Annotated in this window: 17 protein-coding genes; 4 read left to right on the forward strand and 13 right to left on the reverse strand. The window is 69.3% G+C overall.

The genetic code is table 11. The annotated features are described in order from the left end of the window. Positions 1 to 11 precede the first annotated feature (11 nt). Genes nuoK through ACGFW6_RS22435 form a run of 11 tightly spaced genes read right to left on the reverse strand, consistent with a single transcriptional unit; the run spans position 12 to position 10,865 of the window. A complete protein-coding gene (gene nuoK, locus ACGFW6_RS22385; RefSeq protein WP_107904232.1) occupies positions 12 to 311 on the reverse strand; it encodes an NADH-quinone oxidoreductase subunit NuoK in 300 nt (99 codons plus the stop codon). Further along, positions 308 to 1,150 carry an NADH-quinone oxidoreductase subunit J gene (locus ACGFW6_RS22390; protein WP_393512453.1) on the reverse strand — a complete coding sequence of 281 codons (843 nt, stop codon included), beginning with the start codon at positions 1,148 to 1,150 and terminating at the stop codon, positions 308 to 310. Before ACGFW6_RS22390 ends, nuoK begins: the two co-directional genes overlap by 4 nt. Next, positions 1,147 to 1,788: an NADH-quinone oxidoreductase subunit NuoI gene (gene nuoI / locus ACGFW6_RS22395; protein WP_393512456.1), complete on the reverse strand. Its 642-nt coding sequence runs from the start codon at positions 1,786 to 1,788 to the stop codon at positions 1,147 to 1,149. The genes ACGFW6_RS22390 and nuoI overlap by 4 nt, the downstream gene beginning before the upstream one ends. Further along, on the reverse strand, positions 1,781 to 3,145 hold the full coding sequence (gene nuoH, locus ACGFW6_RS22400; protein ID WP_393512459.1) for an NADH-quinone oxidoreductase subunit NuoH: 1,365 nt from the start codon (positions 3,143 to 3,145) through the stop codon (positions 1,781 to 1,783). The genes nuoI and nuoH overlap by 8 nt, the downstream gene beginning before the upstream one ends. Continuing rightward, entirely contained in the window at positions 3,142 to 5,646 is a 2,505-nt protein-coding gene (locus tag ACGFW6_RS22405) for an NADH-quinone oxidoreductase subunit G (RefSeq protein WP_393512462.1), read from the reverse strand. The genes nuoH and ACGFW6_RS22405 overlap by 4 nt, the downstream gene beginning before the upstream one ends. Continuing rightward, entirely contained in the window at positions 5,643 to 6,992 is a 1,350-nt protein-coding gene (gene nuoF, locus ACGFW6_RS22410; protein ID WP_393512465.1) for an NADH-quinone oxidoreductase subunit NuoF, read from the reverse strand. The genes ACGFW6_RS22405 and nuoF overlap by 4 nt, the downstream gene beginning before the upstream one ends. After that, positions 6,992 to 7,864 carry an NADH-quinone oxidoreductase subunit NuoE gene (nuoE, locus tag ACGFW6_RS22415; protein WP_393512468.1) on the reverse strand — a complete coding sequence of 291 codons (873 nt, stop codon included), beginning with the start codon at positions 7,862 to 7,864 and terminating at the stop codon, positions 6,992 to 6,994. The genes nuoF and nuoE overlap by 1 nt, the downstream gene beginning before the upstream one ends. Next, on the reverse strand, positions 7,861 to 9,183 hold the full coding sequence (locus ACGFW6_RS22420; RefSeq protein WP_107904246.1) for an NADH-quinone oxidoreductase subunit D: 1,323 nt from the start codon (positions 9,181 to 9,183) through the stop codon (positions 7,861 to 7,863). The genes nuoE and ACGFW6_RS22420 overlap by 4 nt, the downstream gene beginning before the upstream one ends. Then, positions 9,180 to 9,941 carry an NADH-quinone oxidoreductase subunit C gene (locus tag ACGFW6_RS22425; RefSeq protein WP_393512472.1) on the reverse strand — a complete coding sequence of 254 codons (762 nt, stop codon included), beginning with the start codon at positions 9,939 to 9,941 and terminating at the stop codon, positions 9,180 to 9,182. Before ACGFW6_RS22425 ends, ACGFW6_RS22420 begins: the two co-directional genes overlap by 4 nt. Next, on the reverse strand, positions 9,938 to 10,492 hold the full coding sequence (locus ACGFW6_RS22430; RefSeq protein WP_010041554.1) for an NADH-quinone oxidoreductase subunit B family protein: 555 nt from the start codon (positions 10,490 to 10,492) through the stop codon (positions 9,938 to 9,940). Before ACGFW6_RS22430 ends, ACGFW6_RS22425 begins: the two co-directional genes overlap by 4 nt. Before the next feature lie 13 nt (positions 10,493 to 10,505). Continuing rightward, positions 10,506 to 10,865: an NADH-quinone oxidoreductase subunit A gene (locus tag ACGFW6_RS22435; protein ID WP_030950624.1), complete on the reverse strand. Its 360-nt coding sequence runs from the start codon at positions 10,863 to 10,865 to the stop codon at positions 10,506 to 10,508. Between the two features lie 713 nt (positions 10,866 to 11,578). On the opposite strand from ACGFW6_RS22435, the gene ACGFW6_RS22440 reads away from it, so the two are divergent. Then, the gene (locus tag ACGFW6_RS22440; protein WP_393512475.1) at positions 11,579 to 12,412 is read left to right on the forward strand and encodes a C40 family peptidase; all 834 of its coding nucleotides are present in this window, start codon (positions 11,579 to 11,581) and stop codon (positions 12,410 to 12,412) included. Between the two features lie 84 nt (positions 12,413 to 12,496). On the opposite strand, the gene ACGFW6_RS22445 is transcribed toward ACGFW6_RS22440, so the two are convergent. Beyond that, positions 12,497 to 14,323, reverse strand: a complete 1,827-nt coding sequence (locus ACGFW6_RS22445) for an FAD-dependent oxidoreductase (protein ID WP_393512478.1) — start codon at positions 14,321 to 14,323, stop codon at positions 12,497 to 12,499. Between the two features lie 108 nt (positions 14,324 to 14,431). On the opposite strand from ACGFW6_RS22445, the gene def reads away from it, so the two are divergent. Then, positions 14,432 to 15,073, forward strand: a complete 642-nt coding sequence (def, locus tag ACGFW6_RS22450; RefSeq protein ID WP_393512481.1) for a peptide deformylase — start codon at positions 14,432 to 14,434, stop codon at positions 15,071 to 15,073. Positions 15,074 to 15,168: 95 nt separating this feature from the next. On the opposite strand, the gene ACGFW6_RS22455 is transcribed toward def, so the two are convergent. Next, positions 15,169 to 16,467, reverse strand: a complete 1,299-nt coding sequence (locus tag ACGFW6_RS22455; protein ID WP_393512803.1) for a geranylgeranyl reductase family protein — start codon at positions 16,465 to 16,467, stop codon at positions 15,169 to 15,171. Between the two features lie 80 nt (positions 16,468 to 16,547). Between ACGFW6_RS22455 and ACGFW6_RS22460 the strand changes: the two genes are divergently transcribed. Together ACGFW6_RS22460 and ACGFW6_RS22465 are read left to right on the forward strand one after the other, a co-directional pair. Further along, positions 16,548 to 17,081 (forward strand): GNAT family N-acetyltransferase, encoded by a 534-nt coding sequence (locus ACGFW6_RS22460; protein WP_393512484.1) that lies wholly within the window; start codon positions 16,548 to 16,550, stop codon positions 17,079 to 17,081. Between the two features lie 165 nt (positions 17,082 to 17,246). Continuing rightward, positions 17,247 to 17,561, forward strand: coding sequence for a PASTA domain-containing protein (locus ACGFW6_RS22465; RefSeq protein ID WP_393512487.1), 315 nt, complete (start codon positions 17,247 to 17,249; stop codon positions 17,559 to 17,561). The last annotated feature ends 6 nt before the right edge of the window (positions 17,562 to 17,567 follow it).

The following is a 17,567-nucleotide window of genomic DNA, read 5'->3' on the forward strand; positions in this document are numbered from 1 at the left end:
CTTCCGACCCCTCAGAGCTTCATCAGGCTGGCGTCGTCGACCGAGGCCGAGTGGCGGGAACGGAACAGCGACACGATGATCGCCAGCCCGACGACGACCTCCGCGGCGGCGACGACCATCGTGAAGAAGGCGATGATCTGGCCGTCGAGGTTGCCGTGCATCCGGGAGAAGGCGACGAGCGTCAGGTTGCAGGCGTTGAGCATGAGCTCGATGCACATGAACACGACGATCGCGTTGCGCCTGATCAGCACGCCGGTGGCGCCGATCGTGAACAACAGGGCAGCGAGATAGATGTAGTTGACCGGGTTCACTTCGACGCCTCCTCCGGCCGCTTGAAGGTCGACGGCTCGATGGCGGTGCGCTCCAGCCGCTCCTCGGCCCGCTGCTCCAGCGCCCGCAGGTCGTTGAGCGCCTCGGTGGACACGTCGCGGATCTGGCCGCGCTCGCGCAGCGTCTTGCTGACCGTGAGGTCGGAGGGGGTGCCGTCGGGCAGCAGGCCCGCGATGTCCACCGCGTTGTGCCGGGCGTAGACGCCGGGGGCCGGCAGCGGCGGGATGTGCTTGCCTTCGCGGATGCGCTCCTCGGACAGCTCGCGCTGGGTCTTGGCGCGCTCGGTGCGCTCGCGGTGCGTGAGCACCATGGCGCCGATCGCGGCCGTGATGAGCAGGGCGCCGGTGATCTCGAAGGCGAAGACGTACTTGGTGAAGATGAGGGCGGCGAGGCCCTCCACGTTGCCGTTCGCGTTCGCCTGGGCGAGGCCGTTGAACTCCGTGATGGAGGCGTTCCCGATGCCCGCGAAGAGCAGGATGCCGAAGCCGAGCCCGCAGAGAAGGGCCAGCCAGCGCTGGCCCTTGATGGTCTCCTTCAGGGAGTCCGCCGCCGTCACGCCGACCAGCATCACCACGAACAGGAACAGCATCATGATCGCGCCGGTGTACACGACGATCTGCACGATGCCCAGGAAGTAGGCACCGTTGGCGAGATAGAACACGGCGAGGACGATCATGGTCCCGGCCAGGCACAGGGCGCTGTGCACGGCCTTCTTCATGAACACGGTGCACAGAGCGCCGATGACGGCGACGGTGCCGAGGATCCAGAACTGGAAGGCCTCTCCGGTGGAGGTGGAGTAGGCCGCGAGTTGCGCGGTCATCGGCCGATCACCTTCTCGGACGCCGGCTCGGTCCCGCCGAAGGTCGAGTCGGCCTCCTGCACGACCTCACCCTTGGAGTGGGCGACCTGCTGCTCCGTGCCGGGCGCCGCCTCCGTCACCAGACCCCGGTAGTAGTCCTGCTCGTCGGTCCCCGGGAAGATGGCGTGGGGCGTGTCGACCATGCCGTCCTCGAGACCGGCGAGCAGCTGCTCCTTGGTGTAGATGAGGTTGGCGCGGCTGGAGTCCGCGAGCTCGAACTCGTTGGTCATCGTGAGCGCGCGCGTGGGACACGCCTCGATGCACAGGCCGCACAGGATGCAGCGGGCGTAGTTGATCTGGTAGACGCGCCCGTACCGCTCGCCGGGCGAGTAGCGCTCCTCTTCGGTGTTGTCGGCGCCCTCCACATAGATGGCGTCGGCGGGGCAGGCCCAGGCGCACAGCTCGCAGCCGACGCACTTCTCCAGGCCGTCCGGATGGCGGTTGAGCTGGTGCCGTCCGTGGAAGCGGGGAGCGGTGGTCTTCTGCTGCTCCGGGTACTGCTCGGTCAGCCGCTTCTTGAACATGGCCTTGAAGGTCACGCCGAAGCCTGCGACGGGGTTCATGAAACCGGGCTTGGTCTCCTTGGGCTCCTCAGCCATCGGACGCCTCCTTTCCATCCAGAGATCCGTCACTCTGAGTATCGGGCCCACCACTGACAATCAGCTCCCGCTCGCGGCGCGAGGGGCGGCGCGGCACCGGCGGCAACTCCTGCCCCGGCAGCGGCGGTACGGGGAATCCGCCCGCCATCGCGTCGAACGAGGCCGGTTCCTCGACGGCCGCCTCGGCTCCCTTGGCCTTCTCGCGGAACATGTCGGCGAGGAAGGAGAGCAGGAGCAGCGCGAGGACGCCGCCGCCGACGTAGAGGGCGATGTCGGCGAAGTCGTAGTTCTCGTTGCGCAGGGTCCGCACGGTCGCGACGAGCATCAGCCAGACGACGGAGACCGGGATGAGGACCTTCCAGCCGAGCTTCATCAGCTGGTCGTAGCGCACGCGCGGGAGCGTGCCGCGCAGCCAGATGAAGAAGAACAGCAGCAGCTGGACCTTGATCACGAACCAGAGGAGCGGCCACCAGCCGTGGTTGGCGCCCTCCCAGAAGGTGCTGACCGGGTACGGGGCCCGCCAGCCGCCCAGGAAGAGCGTCACCGACACCGCCGAGACCGTCACCATGTTCACGTACTCGGCGAGCATGAACATCGCGAACTTGATCGACGAGTACTCGGTGTTGAAACCGCCGACCAGGTCGCCCTCGGACTCCGGCATGTCGAAGGGGGCGCGGTTGGTCTCGCCGACCATCGTCACGATGTAGATCAGGAAGGACACCGGCAGCAGCACGATGTACCAGCGGTCCTGCTGTGCCTCGACGATCGCCGAGGTCGACATCGAACCGGAGTAGAGGAACACCGAGGCGAAGGCGGCGCCCATCGCGATCTCGTAGGAGATCATCTGGGCGCAGGAGCGCAGGCCGCCGAGGAGCGGGTAGGTGGATCCGGAACTCCAGCCCGCCAGCACGATGCCGTAGATGCCGACCGAGGCGACCGCGAGGATGTAGAGCATCGCGATCGGCAGGTCGGTGAGCTGCATCGTGGTGCGCTGACCGAAGATCGAGATCTCGTTGCCGGCCGGGCCGAAGGGGATCACCGCGATCGCCATGAAGGCCGGGATGGCCGCGACGATCGGTGCGAGGACGTAGACGACCTTGTCCGCGCGTTTGACGATGACGTCTTCCTTGAGCATCAGCTTGATGCCGTCGGCGAGCGACTGGAGCATGCCCCAGGGGCCGTGCCGGTTGGGCCCGATGCGCAGCTGCATCCAGGCGACGACCTTGCGCTCCCAGACGATGGAGAACAGCACGGTCACCATCAGGAAGGCGAAGCAGAACACCGCCTTGATGACGACCAGCCACCAGGGGTCGCGGCCGAACATCGAGAGGTCTTCAGCGGCGAGGAAAGGGCTCATGCCTCCACCTCCTCGGGGCCCTCGGACGTGAGGGTCGCCGGGCCGATGCGGACGAGTGAGCCGGGCAGCGCCCCGGAGTCGGAGGCGACGCCGGCGCCCACGGAGTTCAGCGGGAGCCACACCACCCGGTCGGGCATCTCGGTGATCTGCAGCGGCAGTTCCACGGATCCGGCGGGGCCGGTCACGGCGAGGACGTCGCCGTCCTTCACCCCGGCCTCGGCGGCGGTGGCGGCCGACACGCGCGCGTGGGCGGCGTGCCGGGTTCCGGCGAGCGCCTCGTCGCCCTCCTGGAGGCGGCCTTGGTCCAGCAGCAGCCGGTGCCCGGCGAGGACCGCCTCACCGGCGGCCGGCCGCGGCAGCTGGGCCCCGGTCTGAAGGGGTGCGGTGGCCCGCGGCCCGTCCCAGGCGCCGAGCCGGTCGATCTCCGCGCGCGTGGTGCGCAGATCGGGCAGGCCCAGGTGTACGTCCATGGCGTCGGCGAGCATCTGCAGGACCCGCGCGTCGGCCGGGGCGAGGCGGCGGGTCATCTGGTCGGGCTTGAGCGCGGCCTCGAAGAAGCGTACCCGGCCTTCCCAGTTGAGGAAGGTGCCGGCCTTCTCGGCGACCGCGGCGACCGGCAGCACGACGTCGGCGAGCTCGGTCACCTCGCCGGGCCGCAGTTCCAGCGACACCACGAAGCCGACCTCGCCGAGCGCCTCACGCGCGCGTGCCGGGTCGGGCAGGTCGGCGACCTCGACGCCCGCGACCAGCAGGGCCTGGAGTTCGCCGGTCGCGGCGGCCTCGACGATCTGGCCGGTGTCGCGGCCGTAGCGCAGCGGGAGATCGGCCAGTCCCCAGACGGCGGCGACCTGTTCACGCGCGCGTGGGTCGGTCGCGGGACGTCCGCCCGGCAGCAGCGACGGAAGCGCGCCCGCCTCGACGGCACCGCGCTCTCCGGCCCGGCGCGGGATCCACACCAGTTCGGCGCCGGTCGCAGTCGCGGCCCGTACGGCCGCGGTGAGCCCGCCGGCGACGGCGGCGAGCCGCTCACCGACGACGATCACCGAGCCCTCGGTGCGCAGCGCCTCGGACGCCAGCGCACCCGCCCCGTCCAGGCCGACGCCGCTCGCGAGCGCGTCCAGCCACTCGGTCTCGGTACCGGGAGCGGCCGGCAGCAGGGTGCCGCCCGCCTTCTCCAGGCCGCGCGTCGCGTGCGTGGCGAGCGAGAAGACCTTCTGGCCGTGCCCCCGCCAGGCCTTGCGCAGCCGCAGGAAGATCCCGGGCGCCTCCTCCTCGGCCTCGAACCCGGCCAGCAGGACGGCCGGCGCCTTCTCCAGGGAGGCGTACGTGGCACCCCTTCCGTCCAGGTCACGGCCGTGGCCGGCGACCCGCGCGGCGAGGAAGTCGGCTTCCTCGCCGCTGTGCACACGCGCGCGGAAGTCGATGTCGTTGGTGTCGAGCGCCACGCGCGCGAACTTGCTGTACGCGTAGGCGTCCTCGACGGTGAGCCGGCCGCCGGTCAGCACACCGGTGCGGCCGCGGGAGGCGAGCAGGCCCTGCGCGGCGATCTGCAGCGCCTCCGGCCAGGAGGCCGGTTCCAGTTCGCCCTCGGCGTTGCGCACGAGCGGTGTCTGGAGCCGGTCGCGCTGCTGGGCGTAGCGGAAGCCGAACCGGCCCTTGTCGCAGATCCACTCCTCGTTGACCTCGGGGTCGTTGGCCGCGAGGCGTCGCATGACCTTGCCGCGCCGGTGGTCGGTGCGCGTGGCGCAGCCGCCGGAGCAGTGCTCGCACACCGACGGCGAGGAGACCAGGTCGAAGGGGCGGGAGCGGAACCGGTACGCCGCCGAGGTGAGGGCGCCGACCGGGCAGATCTGGATGGTGTTGCCGGAGAAGTACGACTCGAACGGGTCGCCCTCACCGGTGCCGACCTGCTGGAGCGCGCCCCGCTCCAGGAGCTCGATCATCGGGTCGCCCGCGATCTGGTTGGAGAACCGGGTGCAGCGGGCGCACAGCACGCAGCGCTCGCGGTCGAGCAGCACCTGCGTGGAGATCGGGACGGGCTTCTCGTACGTGCGCTTGCGTCCCTCGAAGCGGGACTCGGCCTGGCCGTGCGACATGGCCTGGTTCTGCAGCGGGCACTCGCCGCCCTTGTCGCAGACCGGGCAGTCCAGCGGGTGGTTGATGAGCAGCAGCTCCATCACACCGTGCTGGGCCTTCTCGGCGACGGGCGAGGTGAGGTGCGTCTTGACGACCATGCCGTCGGTGCACGTGATCGTGCAGGACGCCATCGGCTTGCGCTGGCCCTCGACCTCGACGATGCACTGCCGGCAGGCGCCGGCCGGGTCGAGGAGGGGGTGGTCGCAGAAGCGGGGGATCTCGATGCCGAGCTGTTCGGCGGCCCGGATGACCAGAGTGCCCTTCGGCACACTGATCTCGACGCCGTCGATCGTCAGCGTCACGAGATCTTCCGGCGGGACCGCCGCCTCTCCCCCTCCGGAGGGAGCGCTGGTGGTCACAGTCATGCGTTCACCTCCGTGCGGTGGTCGGCCCAGAGCGTCGACTTGGCCGGGTCGAAGGGGCAGCCACGGCCCGTGATGTGCTGCTCGTACTCCTCGCGGAAGTACTTCAGCGAGGAGAAGATCGGCGAGGCGGCGCCGTCGCCGAGGGCGCAGAACGACTTGCCGTTGATGTTGTCGGCGATGTCGTTCAGCTTGTCGAGGTCGCTCATCACGCCCTTGCCGGCCTCGATGTCACGCAGCAACTGCACGAGCCAGTACGTGCCTTCGCGGCAGGGCGTGCACTTGCCGCAGGACTCGTGGGCGTAGAACTCGGTCCAGCGGGTGACGGCGCGCACCACGCAGGTCGTCTCGTCGAAGCACTGGAGCGCCTTGGTGCCGAGCATGGAACCGGCGGCGCCCACGCCCTCGTAGTCGAGCGGGACGTCGAGGTGCTCGTCGGTGAACATCGGCGTCGAGGATCCGCCCGGCGTCCAGAACTTCAGGCGATGGCCGGGGCGCATGCCGCCGCTCATCTCCAGCAGCTGGCGCAGGGTGATGCCGAGGGGGGCCTCGTACTGGCCGGGGCTGGCGACGTGGCCGCTGAGGGAGTAGAGCGTGAAGCCGGGGGACTTCTCGCTGCCCATCGAGCGGAACCATTCCTTGCCGCGGTGCAGGATCGCGGGAACTGACGCGATCGACTCGACGTTGTTCACAACAGTCGGGCAGGCGTAGAGACCTGCCACCGCGGGGAAGGGGGGACGCAGCCGCGGTTGTCCACGGCGGCCTTCGAGCGAGTCGAGCAGTGCGGTCTCCTCACCGCAGATGTACGCGCCGGCGCCGGCGTGCACGGTGAGTTCGAGATTCAGGCCACTGCCGAGGATGTTCTCGCCGAGGAAGCCGGCCGCGTAGGCCTCGCGCACGGCCTCGTGCAACCGCCGCAGAACGGGGACGACTTCACCACGCAGATAGATGAAGGCATGCGAAGACCTGATGGCGTAACACGCGATGACGATGCCCTCGATGAGGCTGTGCGGGTTCGCGAAGAGGAGCGGAATGTCCTTGCAGGTTCCGGGCTCCGATTCGTCGGCGTTGACAACTAGATAGTGCGGTTTTCCATCCCCTTGCGGAATGAACTGCCACTTCATTCCCGTCGGGAATCCCGCGCCGCCGCGCCCGCGCAGACCGGAGTCCTTGACGTACGCGATCAGGTCGTCCGGCGACATGGCGAGCGCCTTGCGGAGCCCCTCGTACCCCTCGTGCCTTCGGTAGACGTCCAGCGACCAGGACCGGTCCTCGTCCCAGAAGGCCGACAGCACGGGTGCGAGCAGCTTCTCGGGGCTGTTTTCCTTCAGCTCTGGTGCCAACGTCATCACTCCCCCTCCTCGGCGACAGGCCCTGCCGGGTGGGCGGGGTCGGATGCCGACGTCTCATGCGGCGCGTCGTGCGAACTGAGGTGCTCGGTCGGCGAGGGCTCGTGCGGGGCCCTGTCCTGCGGCTCGTCGTGCGGGCCGCCGTCGCGTGGATGGACCACGCGCGCGGGTCCGGTTTCCCCCTTGGCCAGGCGGAGGCCCACCAGCGAGGCCGCTCCCGCACTGCCGCTCTCCTCGACGGCCCCGGGCCGCTCGTCGGGGAAGCCGGCCAGGATCCGCGCGGTCTCCTTGAACGTGCACAGCCGCGCCCCGCGCGTCGGCTCCACGGGCCGCCCCTCGCGCAGGTCGTCGACGAGACGCTTGGCGCTCGCGGGGGTCTGGTTGTCGAAGAACTCCCAGTTGACCATCACGACGGGCGCGAAGTCGCAGGCGGCGTTGCACTCGATGTGCTCCAGGGTGACCTTGCCGTCGCCGGTGGTCTCGCCGTTGCCGACGCCCAGGTGCTCCTGGAGCTCCTCGAAGATCGCGTCGCCGCCCATGACCGCGCACAGCGTGTTGGTGCAGACGCCGACCTGGTAGTCACCGCTCGGCTTGCGCCGGTACATGGTGTAGAAGGTGGCGACCGCGGTGACCTCGGCCGTGGTCAGCTCCAGTACGTCCGCGCAGAACTGCATGCCGGTGCGCGTGACATGTCCCTCCTCCGACTGCACGAGGTGCAGCAACGGCAGGAGGGCGGAACGGGAGTCCGGGTAGCGGGCGATGATCTCGCGCGCGTCGGTCTCCAGCCGGGCCCGGACGTCGTCCGGGTAGCCGGGCGCGGGCAGTGCGGGCATGCCCAGGCTGACGCCCCGCTCGGAAGAAGAGGTGGTCACCGGTCGACGCCTCCCATCACGGGGTCGATGGACGCGACGGCGACGATGACGTCGGCGACCTGGCCGCCCTCGCACATCGCCGCCATGGCCTGAAGGTTGGTGAAGGACGGGTCGCGGAAGTGGACCCGGAAGGGGCGGGTGCCGCCGTCGGACACGGCGTGCACACCGAGCTCGCCCTTGGGCGACTCGACCGCGGCGTACGCCTGTCCCGCCGGGACGCGGAAGCCCTCGGTGACCAGCTTGAAGTGGTGGATCAGGGCCTCCATGGAGGTGCCCATGATCTTCTTGATGTGGTCGAGGGAGTTGCCGAGCCCGTCGGGTCCCAGAGCGAGCTGGGCGGGCCAGGCGATCTTCTTGTCGGCGACCATGACCGGGCCGGGCTGCAGCCGGTCCAGACACTGCTCGACGATCCCGAGCGACTGGCGCATCTCCTCCAGGCGGATCAGGAAGCGCCCGTAGGAGTCGCAGGTGTCGGCGGTCGGGATCTCGAAGTCGTAGGTCTCGTAGTCGCAGTACGGCTGCGACTTGCGCAGGTCGTGCGGGAGACCGGTGGAGCGCAGGATCGGCCCCGTCGCGCCGAGGGCCATGCAGCCGGCCAGGTCGAGATAGCCGATGTCCTGCATGCGGGCCTTGAAGATGGGGTTCCCGGTGGCGAGCTTGTCGTACTCCGGGAGGTTCTTCTTCATCTTCTTCACGAACTCGCGGATCTGGTCCACCGCGCCGGGCGGCAGGTCCTGGGCGAGACCGCCGGGGCGGATGTACGCGTGGTTCATCCGGAGGCCCGTGATGAGCTCGTAGATGTCGAGAATCATTTCACGATCACGGAATCCGTAGATCATGATCGTGGTGGCGCCGAGCTCCATGCCGCCGGTGGCGATGCACACCAGGTGGGAGGAGAGCCGGTTCAGCTCCATCAGGAGCACCCGGATGATCTTGGCGCGCTCGGTGATCTGGTCCTCGATGCCGAGGAGCTTCTCGACGGCGAGACAGTAGGCGGTCTCGTTGAAGAAGGACGTCAGGTAGTCCATGCGCGTCACGAACGTGGTGCCCTGCGTCCAGGTCCGGTACTCGAGGTTCTTCTCGATGCCGGTGTGGAGGTAGCCGATGCCGCAGCGGGCCTCGGTGACGGTCTCGCCGTCGATCTCCAGGATGAGGCGGAGCACTCCGTGCGTGGAGGGGTGCTGGGGGCCCATGTTGAGGACGATGCGCTCGTCGTCGGCACGGGCCGCGGCCTCGACGACCTCGTCCCAGTCGCCACCGGTGACCGTATATACGGTGCCCTCGGTGGTTTCGCGGGCGGATGCTGACTGCGTGCTCACGAGTACGACCTCCGCTGGTCCGGAGCCGGGATCTGGGCGCCCTTGTACTCGACGGGGATGCCGCCGAGGGGGTAGTCCTTGCGCTGCGGGTGGCCCTGCCAGTCGTCCGGCATCATGATCCGCGTCAGGGCGGGGTGACCGTCGAAGACGATGCCGAAGAAGTCGTAGGTCTCGCGCTCGTGCCAGTCGTTGGTCGGATAGACGGAGACCAGCGACGGGACGTGCGGGTCGCTGTCGGGAGCGCTGACTTCGAGGCGGATCAGCCGGTTGTGGGTGATCGAGCGCAGGTGGTAGACGGCGTGCAGTTCCCGGCCCTTGTCGCTCGGGTAGTGGACGCCGCTGACCCCGGTGCACAGTTCGAAGCGCAGGGCGGGGTCGTCGCGCAGCGTGCGGGCGACGCGGACCAGGTGCTCGCGTTCGACGTGGAACGTGATCTCGTCCCGGTCGACGACCGTCTTCTCGATGGCGTTGGCGGGCACGAGGCCCTGTTCCTCCAGCGCGCCCTCGAGTTCGTCGGCGACTTCGTCGAACCAGCCTCCGTAGGGGCGGCTCGCCGGGCCCGGGAGCCGGACCGAGCGGACGAGGCCGCCGTAGCCGGAGGTGTCGCCGCCGTTGTTGGCGCCGAACATGCCGCGCTGGACGCGGATCTCCTCGCCGCCCTGGCCGCGCTGGCCCGGGAGGTTGTCGGCGGAGAGGTCCTTCTCGGGGTTGACCCCGTTGGACCCGTTCGCCCCGTTGGTGCCGTTCGCGTCGCTCACCGCAGCAGCCCCTTCATCTCGATCGTGGGCAGGGCCTTGAGCGCCGCTTCCTCCGCCTCACGGGCCGCCTCCTCGGCGTTCACGCCGAGCTTGGAGGTCTGGATCTTCTGGTGGAGCTTGAGGATGGCGTCCATCAGCATCTCGGGCCGTGGCGGGCAGCCCGGCAGATAGATGTCGACCGGGACGATGTGGTCGACGCCCTGCACGATCGCGTAGTTGTTGAACATGCCGCCCGAGGAGGCGCAGACCCCCATGGAGATCACCCACTTCGGGTTCGGCATCTGGTCGTAGACCTGCCTGAGCACCGGCGCCATCTTCTGGCTGACCCGGCCGGCGACGATCATCAGGTCGGCCTGGCGCGGGGATCCGCGGAAGACCTCCATGCCGAAGCGCGCCAGGTCGTAGCGGCCGGCGCCGGTGGTCATCATCTCGATGGCACAGCAGGCGAGGCCGAAGGTGGCCGGGAAGACGGACGACTTGCGCACCCAGCCCGCGGCCTGCTCGACGGTGGTCAGCAGGAATCCGCTCGGCAGCTTTTCTTCGAGTCCCATGTCTAAAGGCCCCTCAGTCCCATTCCAGGCCGCCGCGCCGCCATACGTACGCGTACGCGACGAAGACGGTGAGCACGAAGAGCAGCATCTCCACGAGCCCGAAGATCCCCAGGGAGTCGAAGGTGACGGCCCAGGGGTAGAGGAAGACGATCTCGATATCGAAGATGATGAAGAGCATCGCCGTCAGGTAGTACTTGATCGGGAAGCGCCCGCCGCCGGCCGGCGTGGGGGTCGGCTCGATACCGCACTCGTAGGCCTCGAGCTTGGCCCGGTTGTACCGCTTCGGACCGATCAGCGTGGCCATGACCACGGAGAAGATCGCAAAGCCTGCCCCGAGGGCTCCCAGTACGAGGATGGGCGCATACGCGTTCACCGCTCCTCGCTCCTCTCAGTCGGCACTGACTGCTGGCGGTTGCACTGGGCTCACATCCGCCTCACCAGTTCCACGAGCCCCGCTCGTCCCGGCGAAGATCGAGAACATGTGAAGCAGGTCACAAGCCCAACTGCCTCGCATCTTATGCCTGCCGGTCTGTGATCTGCGACACGGGGTATTGCACAAGCTTTGTGATCTCCACCACCTGACGAAGGATCATGAACACGGATGAGCAGTGATCTTCACACGAGAAGCGTCCGAGTGATCACCAGAGGTGACATTTTCGCTCATCGGCGCAGCTCGGAGAGGGCGTCTCAATATCAAGATGGTTCCCTTGCATGCAAATTGGCGCTGGACCGGATGAGTTGGTAGAGGACCTCGTTCACACGTCAGGGGGAGAGTCGGGGGCGGGTGTGGACGCGTGCACGCATTCACGAGCGGCGACGGTCGCGATTCGCGCACCGGACGCGCACGGGCTCGTAACCGTTGCGTGACCTCTGCCACATCGATGAGAGACCTCTGAGAACCGGGCTTGGCCACCGGTCCCAACAGGTGGTAGGTGCAGAGCAATTCGGACTTAATGATGAAAGGCCGTGATCACGGGCAAGCAATGAGCGCCCGCAATGTCCGTTACGGCGTCAATAAAGGGTGACGCGGGCGAATTTCGGGCCGTCGATTGAACAACTGTGGCGCAGCCCACGTTTCTTGAAGGTATGGAGGAGCCCCTGATACCCGTTGTTCTCATGTCCCACACCGCTCACATACGCAGCCACCGGAAGCCCCGCCGCACCGCGTCGTCGACGATCGCGATGCGTGCCGGAGTTGCCGGTGGCGTCCTCAGCATGGCAGCGGCAGGCGCAGCGGCCACGGCGCACGCCGCCGAGCCCGTGACGCAGACCATCGAACTGCCCACCCTCACGGGTGACCTGGCGGACCAGCTCGCGCAGTCCGCCGACGCCACGCAGCTGGCGGCGGCGAACTACGAGCTCGACGCCCAGCGTGACGCGGCCGCCGCCGCGGCCGCCAAGGAGGCCAAGAAGGACCTCGCCGAGGCCAAGAAGAAGGCCGAGGCGAAGAAGAAGGCCGAGGAGGCCCGCCGGGCCGCCGCCGAGGAGGCCGCCTCCCGCAGCACCGAGCGGACCACCCTGTCCGCCTCCGCCGGCGCCACCGCGGACGTGTCCGCTCCCGCGAGCGGCAGCGTCGGCACGGTCATCGCCTTCCTCAAGGCGCAGCTGGGCGACGCGTACGTCATGGGCGCCACCGGCCCCAACGCGTGGGACTGCTCCAGCCTGGTCCAGGCCGCCTACAAGCAGGTCGGCGTCGACCTGCCGCGGGTCTCGCAGGACCAGTCGATGGCCGGCACCGACATTCCGCTCTCGCAGGTCCAGGTCGGTGACATCCTCTACTGGGGCGGCAAGGGTTCCGCCTACCATGTGGGCGTCTACATCGGTAACGGCCAGTACCTGGACGCGGCCAACCCCTCCAAGGGCGTCGTCATCCAGGACCTGTCCGGCTACCCCGCGTCGGGCGCGGTGCGCGTGCTCTGACGCGAGCCGTACAGCACAGGCGTACGGATGGGGCCGCAGCCGCTCGGGGGCAGCGGCCCCTCCGTCCTGTCCGGAGCCCGGTGTCTATCCGAGGTCGAAGGTGTTGGGCAGGCCCAGCTTGAAGCGCACCTCGTCGATCCGCTTGAGGGGCTCCATCTCGGGGGGCCGGTACAGCTCCTGGATCTCACAGCGCTCGGCGTCCGAATTGTCCGCGTCCAGGAGCGCGTTGACCGCTAGGCGGGCCGACTCGTTGGCGCCCTCCATCGTCGCGAGGTCGACGTCGGTGCGGACGTAGTCGCCCGCGAGGAAGAAGTTGGGGACCCTCGTGCGGGCCGTGGGGCGGTTGTAGAGCGTGCCCGTGGGGTGGATGAGGAGCTGTTCGCGGTTCTGCGGGTCCGGGCCGCCCAGACCCGTCACCGCCGGGTCCATGAACCAGCCGAGGCGGTCCTCGTCCCGCAGCACCGTCTTGCCGGCGTCATTGAGGCCGTCCTTCAACTGGGCCCAGAGCTCGGCGACGACCTCCTCCTTGGTGCACTCCTTGGCCGTCTTGCCGTACAGGATGCCCGGCTTGTCCCACTCCGAGATGATGGCGGAGAGGCAGTCCTGGGCGCGTCCGTCGCCGTAGTCGCGGGAGAAGTCCCGCCCGGCCCAGAACTGGGCCTGGCCGACGCCGGTCACCGACCAGGGTGAGTCCAGGCAGTTGATGTGGCCGTGCACGACCGGGGTGGGGGTGCGCAGGTAGAACATCACGCCGGTCATCCAGTCCGCCTGGAGGGCGTCGCAGCGCGCCAGCTGCGGATCGGCCGCGCGCAGGGCGGGGCCCCAGGTGCCGCGCGCGTGCTCGACGGGGAGGGCGCAGACGTAGTGGTCGGCGGTGACGGTGCGTTCGTCGCTGCCGTCGCGGGCCGAGACGCGGACGCCGGTGACGCGGCCGCCGGCGTAGCCGACCTCGCGGACCTGGGTGCCGAGGGCGAACTCGACGCCGAGGGAGCGCAGGTGGGTCTCCCAGGGGTCGATCCATGCCTCGCTGGTGGGGGCGTTCAGGACCCGGTCGATGTCGGCGTCGCCGTCCATGCCACGGCCGAGCAGCCCCCACAGGAGCAGGGCCTCGATGATGACGCGGCCGACGGTCCGGGTGGAGGCGACCTCCGCGCGCGTGGCGACCAGGTTGCGGGTCTGGCCGATGCCGAGGACGGTCCGGTACTCCTCGCTCATCTCCTCGGCACGGATGAAGTCCCACCACGAGACCTTCTCCCACTGACGCTCGCGCCGGGCGTCGCAGCTGGTGAGGTGGACCAGGACGCGGTCGACGAAGTAGAGGGCCTCGTGGGCGGGCAGGCGGGTGCCGAGCTCCAGCACCGACAGCAGCTGATCGCGGATCCAGCCGAGGGTGAGGTCGCCGGGGCGCGGCGCGGTGGTGGCGCGGCGCAACGGGAAGTGCAGGTCGGCGCGGCCGCCGGAGCGGGCGAACAGGGCCTCGGTGCCGCTGACGAGGTTGTCGTGGACGCCGTGCGCGTTGCCGGGGAAGGGGATGCGGCGCATGGTGTCCGGCAGGTTCCGGTAGAAGCCGGGAAAGAAACGGAAGCCGTGCTCGGCGGGGAGGTCGGCGCGGCCGCCGGCCGCCGTTTCGGGGAAGGGCATCGAGCGGGCCTTGCCGCCGAGGGCGTCGTGGTACTCGTAGACGGTGACGGCGTAGCCGCGTTCGGCGAGTTCGTGGGCGGCGCTCAGGCCGGAGACTCCGCCGCCCAGGACGGCGACGCGTCTGCCGGTGGCGGCCCGGGCCGGGCCGGCGGGCCATAAGGCGACGGCGCCGGCCACCGAGCCGGCGCCTGCCAGGAAGCGTCTGCGGGTGTGGCCGGACGGTGTGTGACCTGTCTGCTCCTGGGTCTCGTGCGCGTGTTCTGTTGTCATGAGACCCGGAGGGTAGGGAGGGTCCGCGGAGGCCGGAAGGCCGTTTCTCGCCCGGCCACAGCATCCTCACAACCCGCAACGGCAGAAGGACCGAAAGGGAGAACGACGATGCCCAGCGTTTTCGTGCAAGGCAGGCCCGTGGAGTCGTACCCGCCGCTCGCACCCGAGGCCCGGCGTGGCTCGGTGCGGCGGATCACCGAGGTGGGCGAGGAGGTGCTGCACAAGCCGTGCCGGGACGTGACCGAGTTCGGGCCGGATCTCGCCGCGCTCATCGACGACATGTTCCTGACGATGTACATCGCCGACGGGGCGGGCCTGGCGGCGAACCAGGTCGGGGTCGACGCGCGGCTGTTCGTGTACGACTGCCCGGACGACGACGGGGTCCGGCATGTCGGGCACATCGTGAATCCGGTGCTGGAGCCGCTCGGCGCCGCGGACCGGCGGCTGCTGACCGACTCGGAGGGCTGTCTGTCCGTGCCGGGGGCCGTGATGGACGTACCGCGTCCGGACCGGGCCGTGGTGCGGGGCGTCGACAAGGACGGCGAGCCGCTCGTGATCGAGGGCACCGGGTACTTCGCCCGCTGTCTCGCGCACGAGGCCGATCACTGCGGCGGGCAGGTCTATCTGGACCGGCTGTCCACGCGGGAGCGCAAAGAGGCGCTGCGGCAGGTGGCGGACCGGCGCGACGAGGTGTTCGCGCGCCGGGCCGCCAACGTGGAAGCCGTCGAGAAGGCGCGGACGACAGGCTGATCCCTGCCTGGACGACAGGGCTGAGCCCGGTCGGCACGACAGGCTGAGCCCTGTCCGGGCGACAGGCTCAGCCCTCCCCCGGGCCACAGCCGTGGCTAGGCCTTCGGGGCCACCTTGCTCAGGCCGTTGATGATGCGGTCCATCGCGTCGCCGCCGGTCGGGTCCGTGAGGTTCGCGAGCAGCTTCAGCGTGAACTTCATCAGCATCGGGTGGGTCAGGCCGCGCTGGGTCGCGATCTTCATGACCTTCGGGTTGCCGATGAGCTTCACGAAGGCGCGGCCCAGCGTGTAGTAGCCGCCGTAGGTGTCCTTCAGGACGCGCGGGTAGCGCTGGAGGGCCAGTTCGCGGCTCGCGGGCGTCGGGCGGGCGTGGGCCTGGACGATGACGTCGGCGGCGATCTGGCCGGACTCCATGGCGTAGGCGATGCCCTCGCCGTTGAAGGGGTTCACCAGACCGCCGGCGTCGCCGACCAGCAGCAGGCCCTTGGTGTAGTGCGGCTGGCGGTTGAAGGCCATCGGGAGCGCGGCACCGCGGATCGGGCCGGTCATGTTCTCCGGCGTGTAGCCCCAGTCCTCCGGCATGGAGGCGCACCAGGCCTTCAGGACCTCGCGCCAGTCCAGCTCCTTGAAGGAGTCGGAGGTGTTGAGGACGCCCAGGCCGACGTTGGAGGTGCCGTCGCCCATGCCGAAGATCCAGCCGTAGCCGGGCAGCAGACGGTCCTCGCCGGGGCCGCGGCGGTCCCACAGCTCCAGCCAGGACTCCAGGTAGTCGTCGTCGTGGCGGGGGCTCTCGAAGTACGTCCGTACGGCGACGCCCATCGGGCGGTCCTCGCGGCGGTGCAGGCCCATCGCGAGGGAGAGACGGGTGGAGTTGCCGTCGGCGGCGACCACCAGGGGCGCGTGGAAGGTGACCTCGCGCTTGTCCTCGCCGAGCTTGGCGTGGACGCCGGTGATCCGGCCGGTGCGGTCGTCGATGATCGGGGCGCCGACGTTGCAGCGCTCGTAGAGCCGGGCGCCTGCCTTCTGGGCCTGGCGGGCGAGTTGCTCGTCGAAGTCGTCGCGCTTGCGGACGAGGCCGTAGTCGGGGAAGGAGGCGAGATCCGGCCAGTCCAGCTGGAGGCGGACGCCGCCGCCGATGATGCGCAGCCCCTTGTTGCGCAGCCAGCCGGCCTCTTCGGAGATGTCGATGCCCATGGCCACGAGCTGTTTCGTGGCGCGGGGGGTGAGGCCGTCGCCGCAGACCTTCTCGCGCGGGAACTCGGTCTTCTCCAACAGGAGTACGTCGAGGCCGGACTTGGCGAGGTGGTACGCCGTAGTGGAGCCGGCCGGCCCCGCGCCCACGACGATCACATCGGCGGTGTTCTCGGTGAAAGGGGAGGAGTGGGGCTCGGTCACGACGGTCACGGCTGGATCTCCCCAGGGTTCGAAATCTGCGTGCCGACCGGCACTGGACATGGGCAGTCTATTCAGCAGAATTGATCACCCGGCTGAAGGGCTGCCCTGTGAACCGAGCTCTCCCCGTAGTACGGCTGCGTGTGCCCACCGACGAGGACGCGATCGCGTGGCACCGGGTGTTCGCCCACCCGGACGTCATGGAGTTCCACGGCGGCCGGACCGCCGAACTGTCCGTCTACGAGGAGCTCACCGCCCGCCAGCGCCGGCACGACGCCGAGCGGGGGTTCTGTCTGTGGACGCTGCTCGACGAGCGGGAGCGGGTGCTCGGTTTCACCGGCGCCCAGCCCTGGGAGCGGCCGTGGGGTCCCACGGGCGAGATAGAGATCGGCTGGCGGCTCGGGCGGGAGCACTGGGGGCAGGGGTACGTCACGGCCGCCGCGCGGTTGACGCTGGAGCGGGTGCGGGCGGCCGGCGTGGCGGACGTGGTCGCCATGGTCGACGCCGGCAACACGCGGTCGATCGCGGTGACACGGCGGCTCGGGATGCGGCTCGCGGAGGAGTTCACCGGCCCGGACGCCGGGCGGACGGCGCACTGCTACCGGCTCGATCTGTGAGCGCGGGACCCGAGAGAACTGCGAGCCTCGATTCCGGATTCATCACTTTGAGTAACCGACTGTTACAGAAAGGTACTTGAAGCTTCCGGACGACACCCCCGGGCGGTTACCCTTCCAGTACCGCTGGGGGTGACATCTGTGCGCATAACACCCAAAACGCCCGAGGTGCGGGTTCCGAAACTCGTCGGACTGATGGCCATGGACGCGCGCGAGGCAGCGAAGTCGCACGGCCTTCTCCTCAACGCACCGGACCGGCCCGACTTCCATCTCACCGTCGTCGACTACGTCGTCCGCCAGTATCCCCAGCCCGGAGCCGAGGTGCCGCGGGACTCGATGGTCTACATCTGGTTCGACTTCGGCGAGGGCGAGGGCGGCGGAGGCATCCGCGAGCCACGCATACCGCGACCGCCCTCGGGTGGACTCAGGCGCGAGCTCGACGAGCCAGGTGAGGATCCGTACCCCGTGGTCAGCTCGGCCTGAACCCGG

The sequence above is a fragment of the Streptomyces sp. Y7 genome, from assembly GCF_043195415.1.
In the GTDB taxonomy this organism is placed as follows: Bacteria; Actinomycetota; Actinomycetes; order Streptomycetales; family Streptomycetaceae; genus Streptomyces.

Coding starts and splice junctions, on each gene's coding strand:
- def (WP_393512481.1), top strand. CDS start 14,432: ATGCCCAGCGTTTTCGTGCAAGGCAGGCCCGTGGAGTCGTACCCGCCG.
- ACGFW6_RS22390 (WP_393512453.1), bottom strand. CDS start 1,150: ATGACCGCGCAACTCGCGGCCTACTCCACCTCCACCGGAGAGGCCTTC.
- nuoI (WP_393512456.1), bottom strand. CDS start 1,788: ATGGCTGAGGAGCCCAAGGAGACCAAGCCCGGTTTCATGAACCCCGTC.
- ACGFW6_RS22405 (WP_393512462.1), bottom strand. CDS start 5,646: ATGACTGTGACCACCAGCGCTCCCTCCGGAGGGGGAGAGGCGGCGGTC.
- ACGFW6_RS22430 (WP_010041554.1), bottom strand. CDS start 10,492: ATGGGACTCGAAGAAAAGCTGCCGAGCGGATTCCTGCTGACCACCGTC.
- nuoF (WP_393512465.1), bottom strand. CDS start 6,992: ATGACGTTGGCACCAGAGCTGAAGGAAAACAGCCCCGAGAAGCTGCTC.
- nuoH (WP_393512459.1), bottom strand. CDS start 3,145: ATGAGCCCTTTCCTCGCCGCTGAAGACCTCTCGATGTTCGGCCGCGAC.
- ACGFW6_RS22445 (WP_393512478.1), bottom strand. CDS start 14,323: ATGACAACAGAACACGCGCACGAGACCCAGGAGCAGACAGGTCACACA.
- ACGFW6_RS22440 (WP_393512475.1), top strand. CDS start 11,579: ATGGAGGAGCCCCTGATACCCGTTGTTCTCATGTCCCACACCGCTCAC.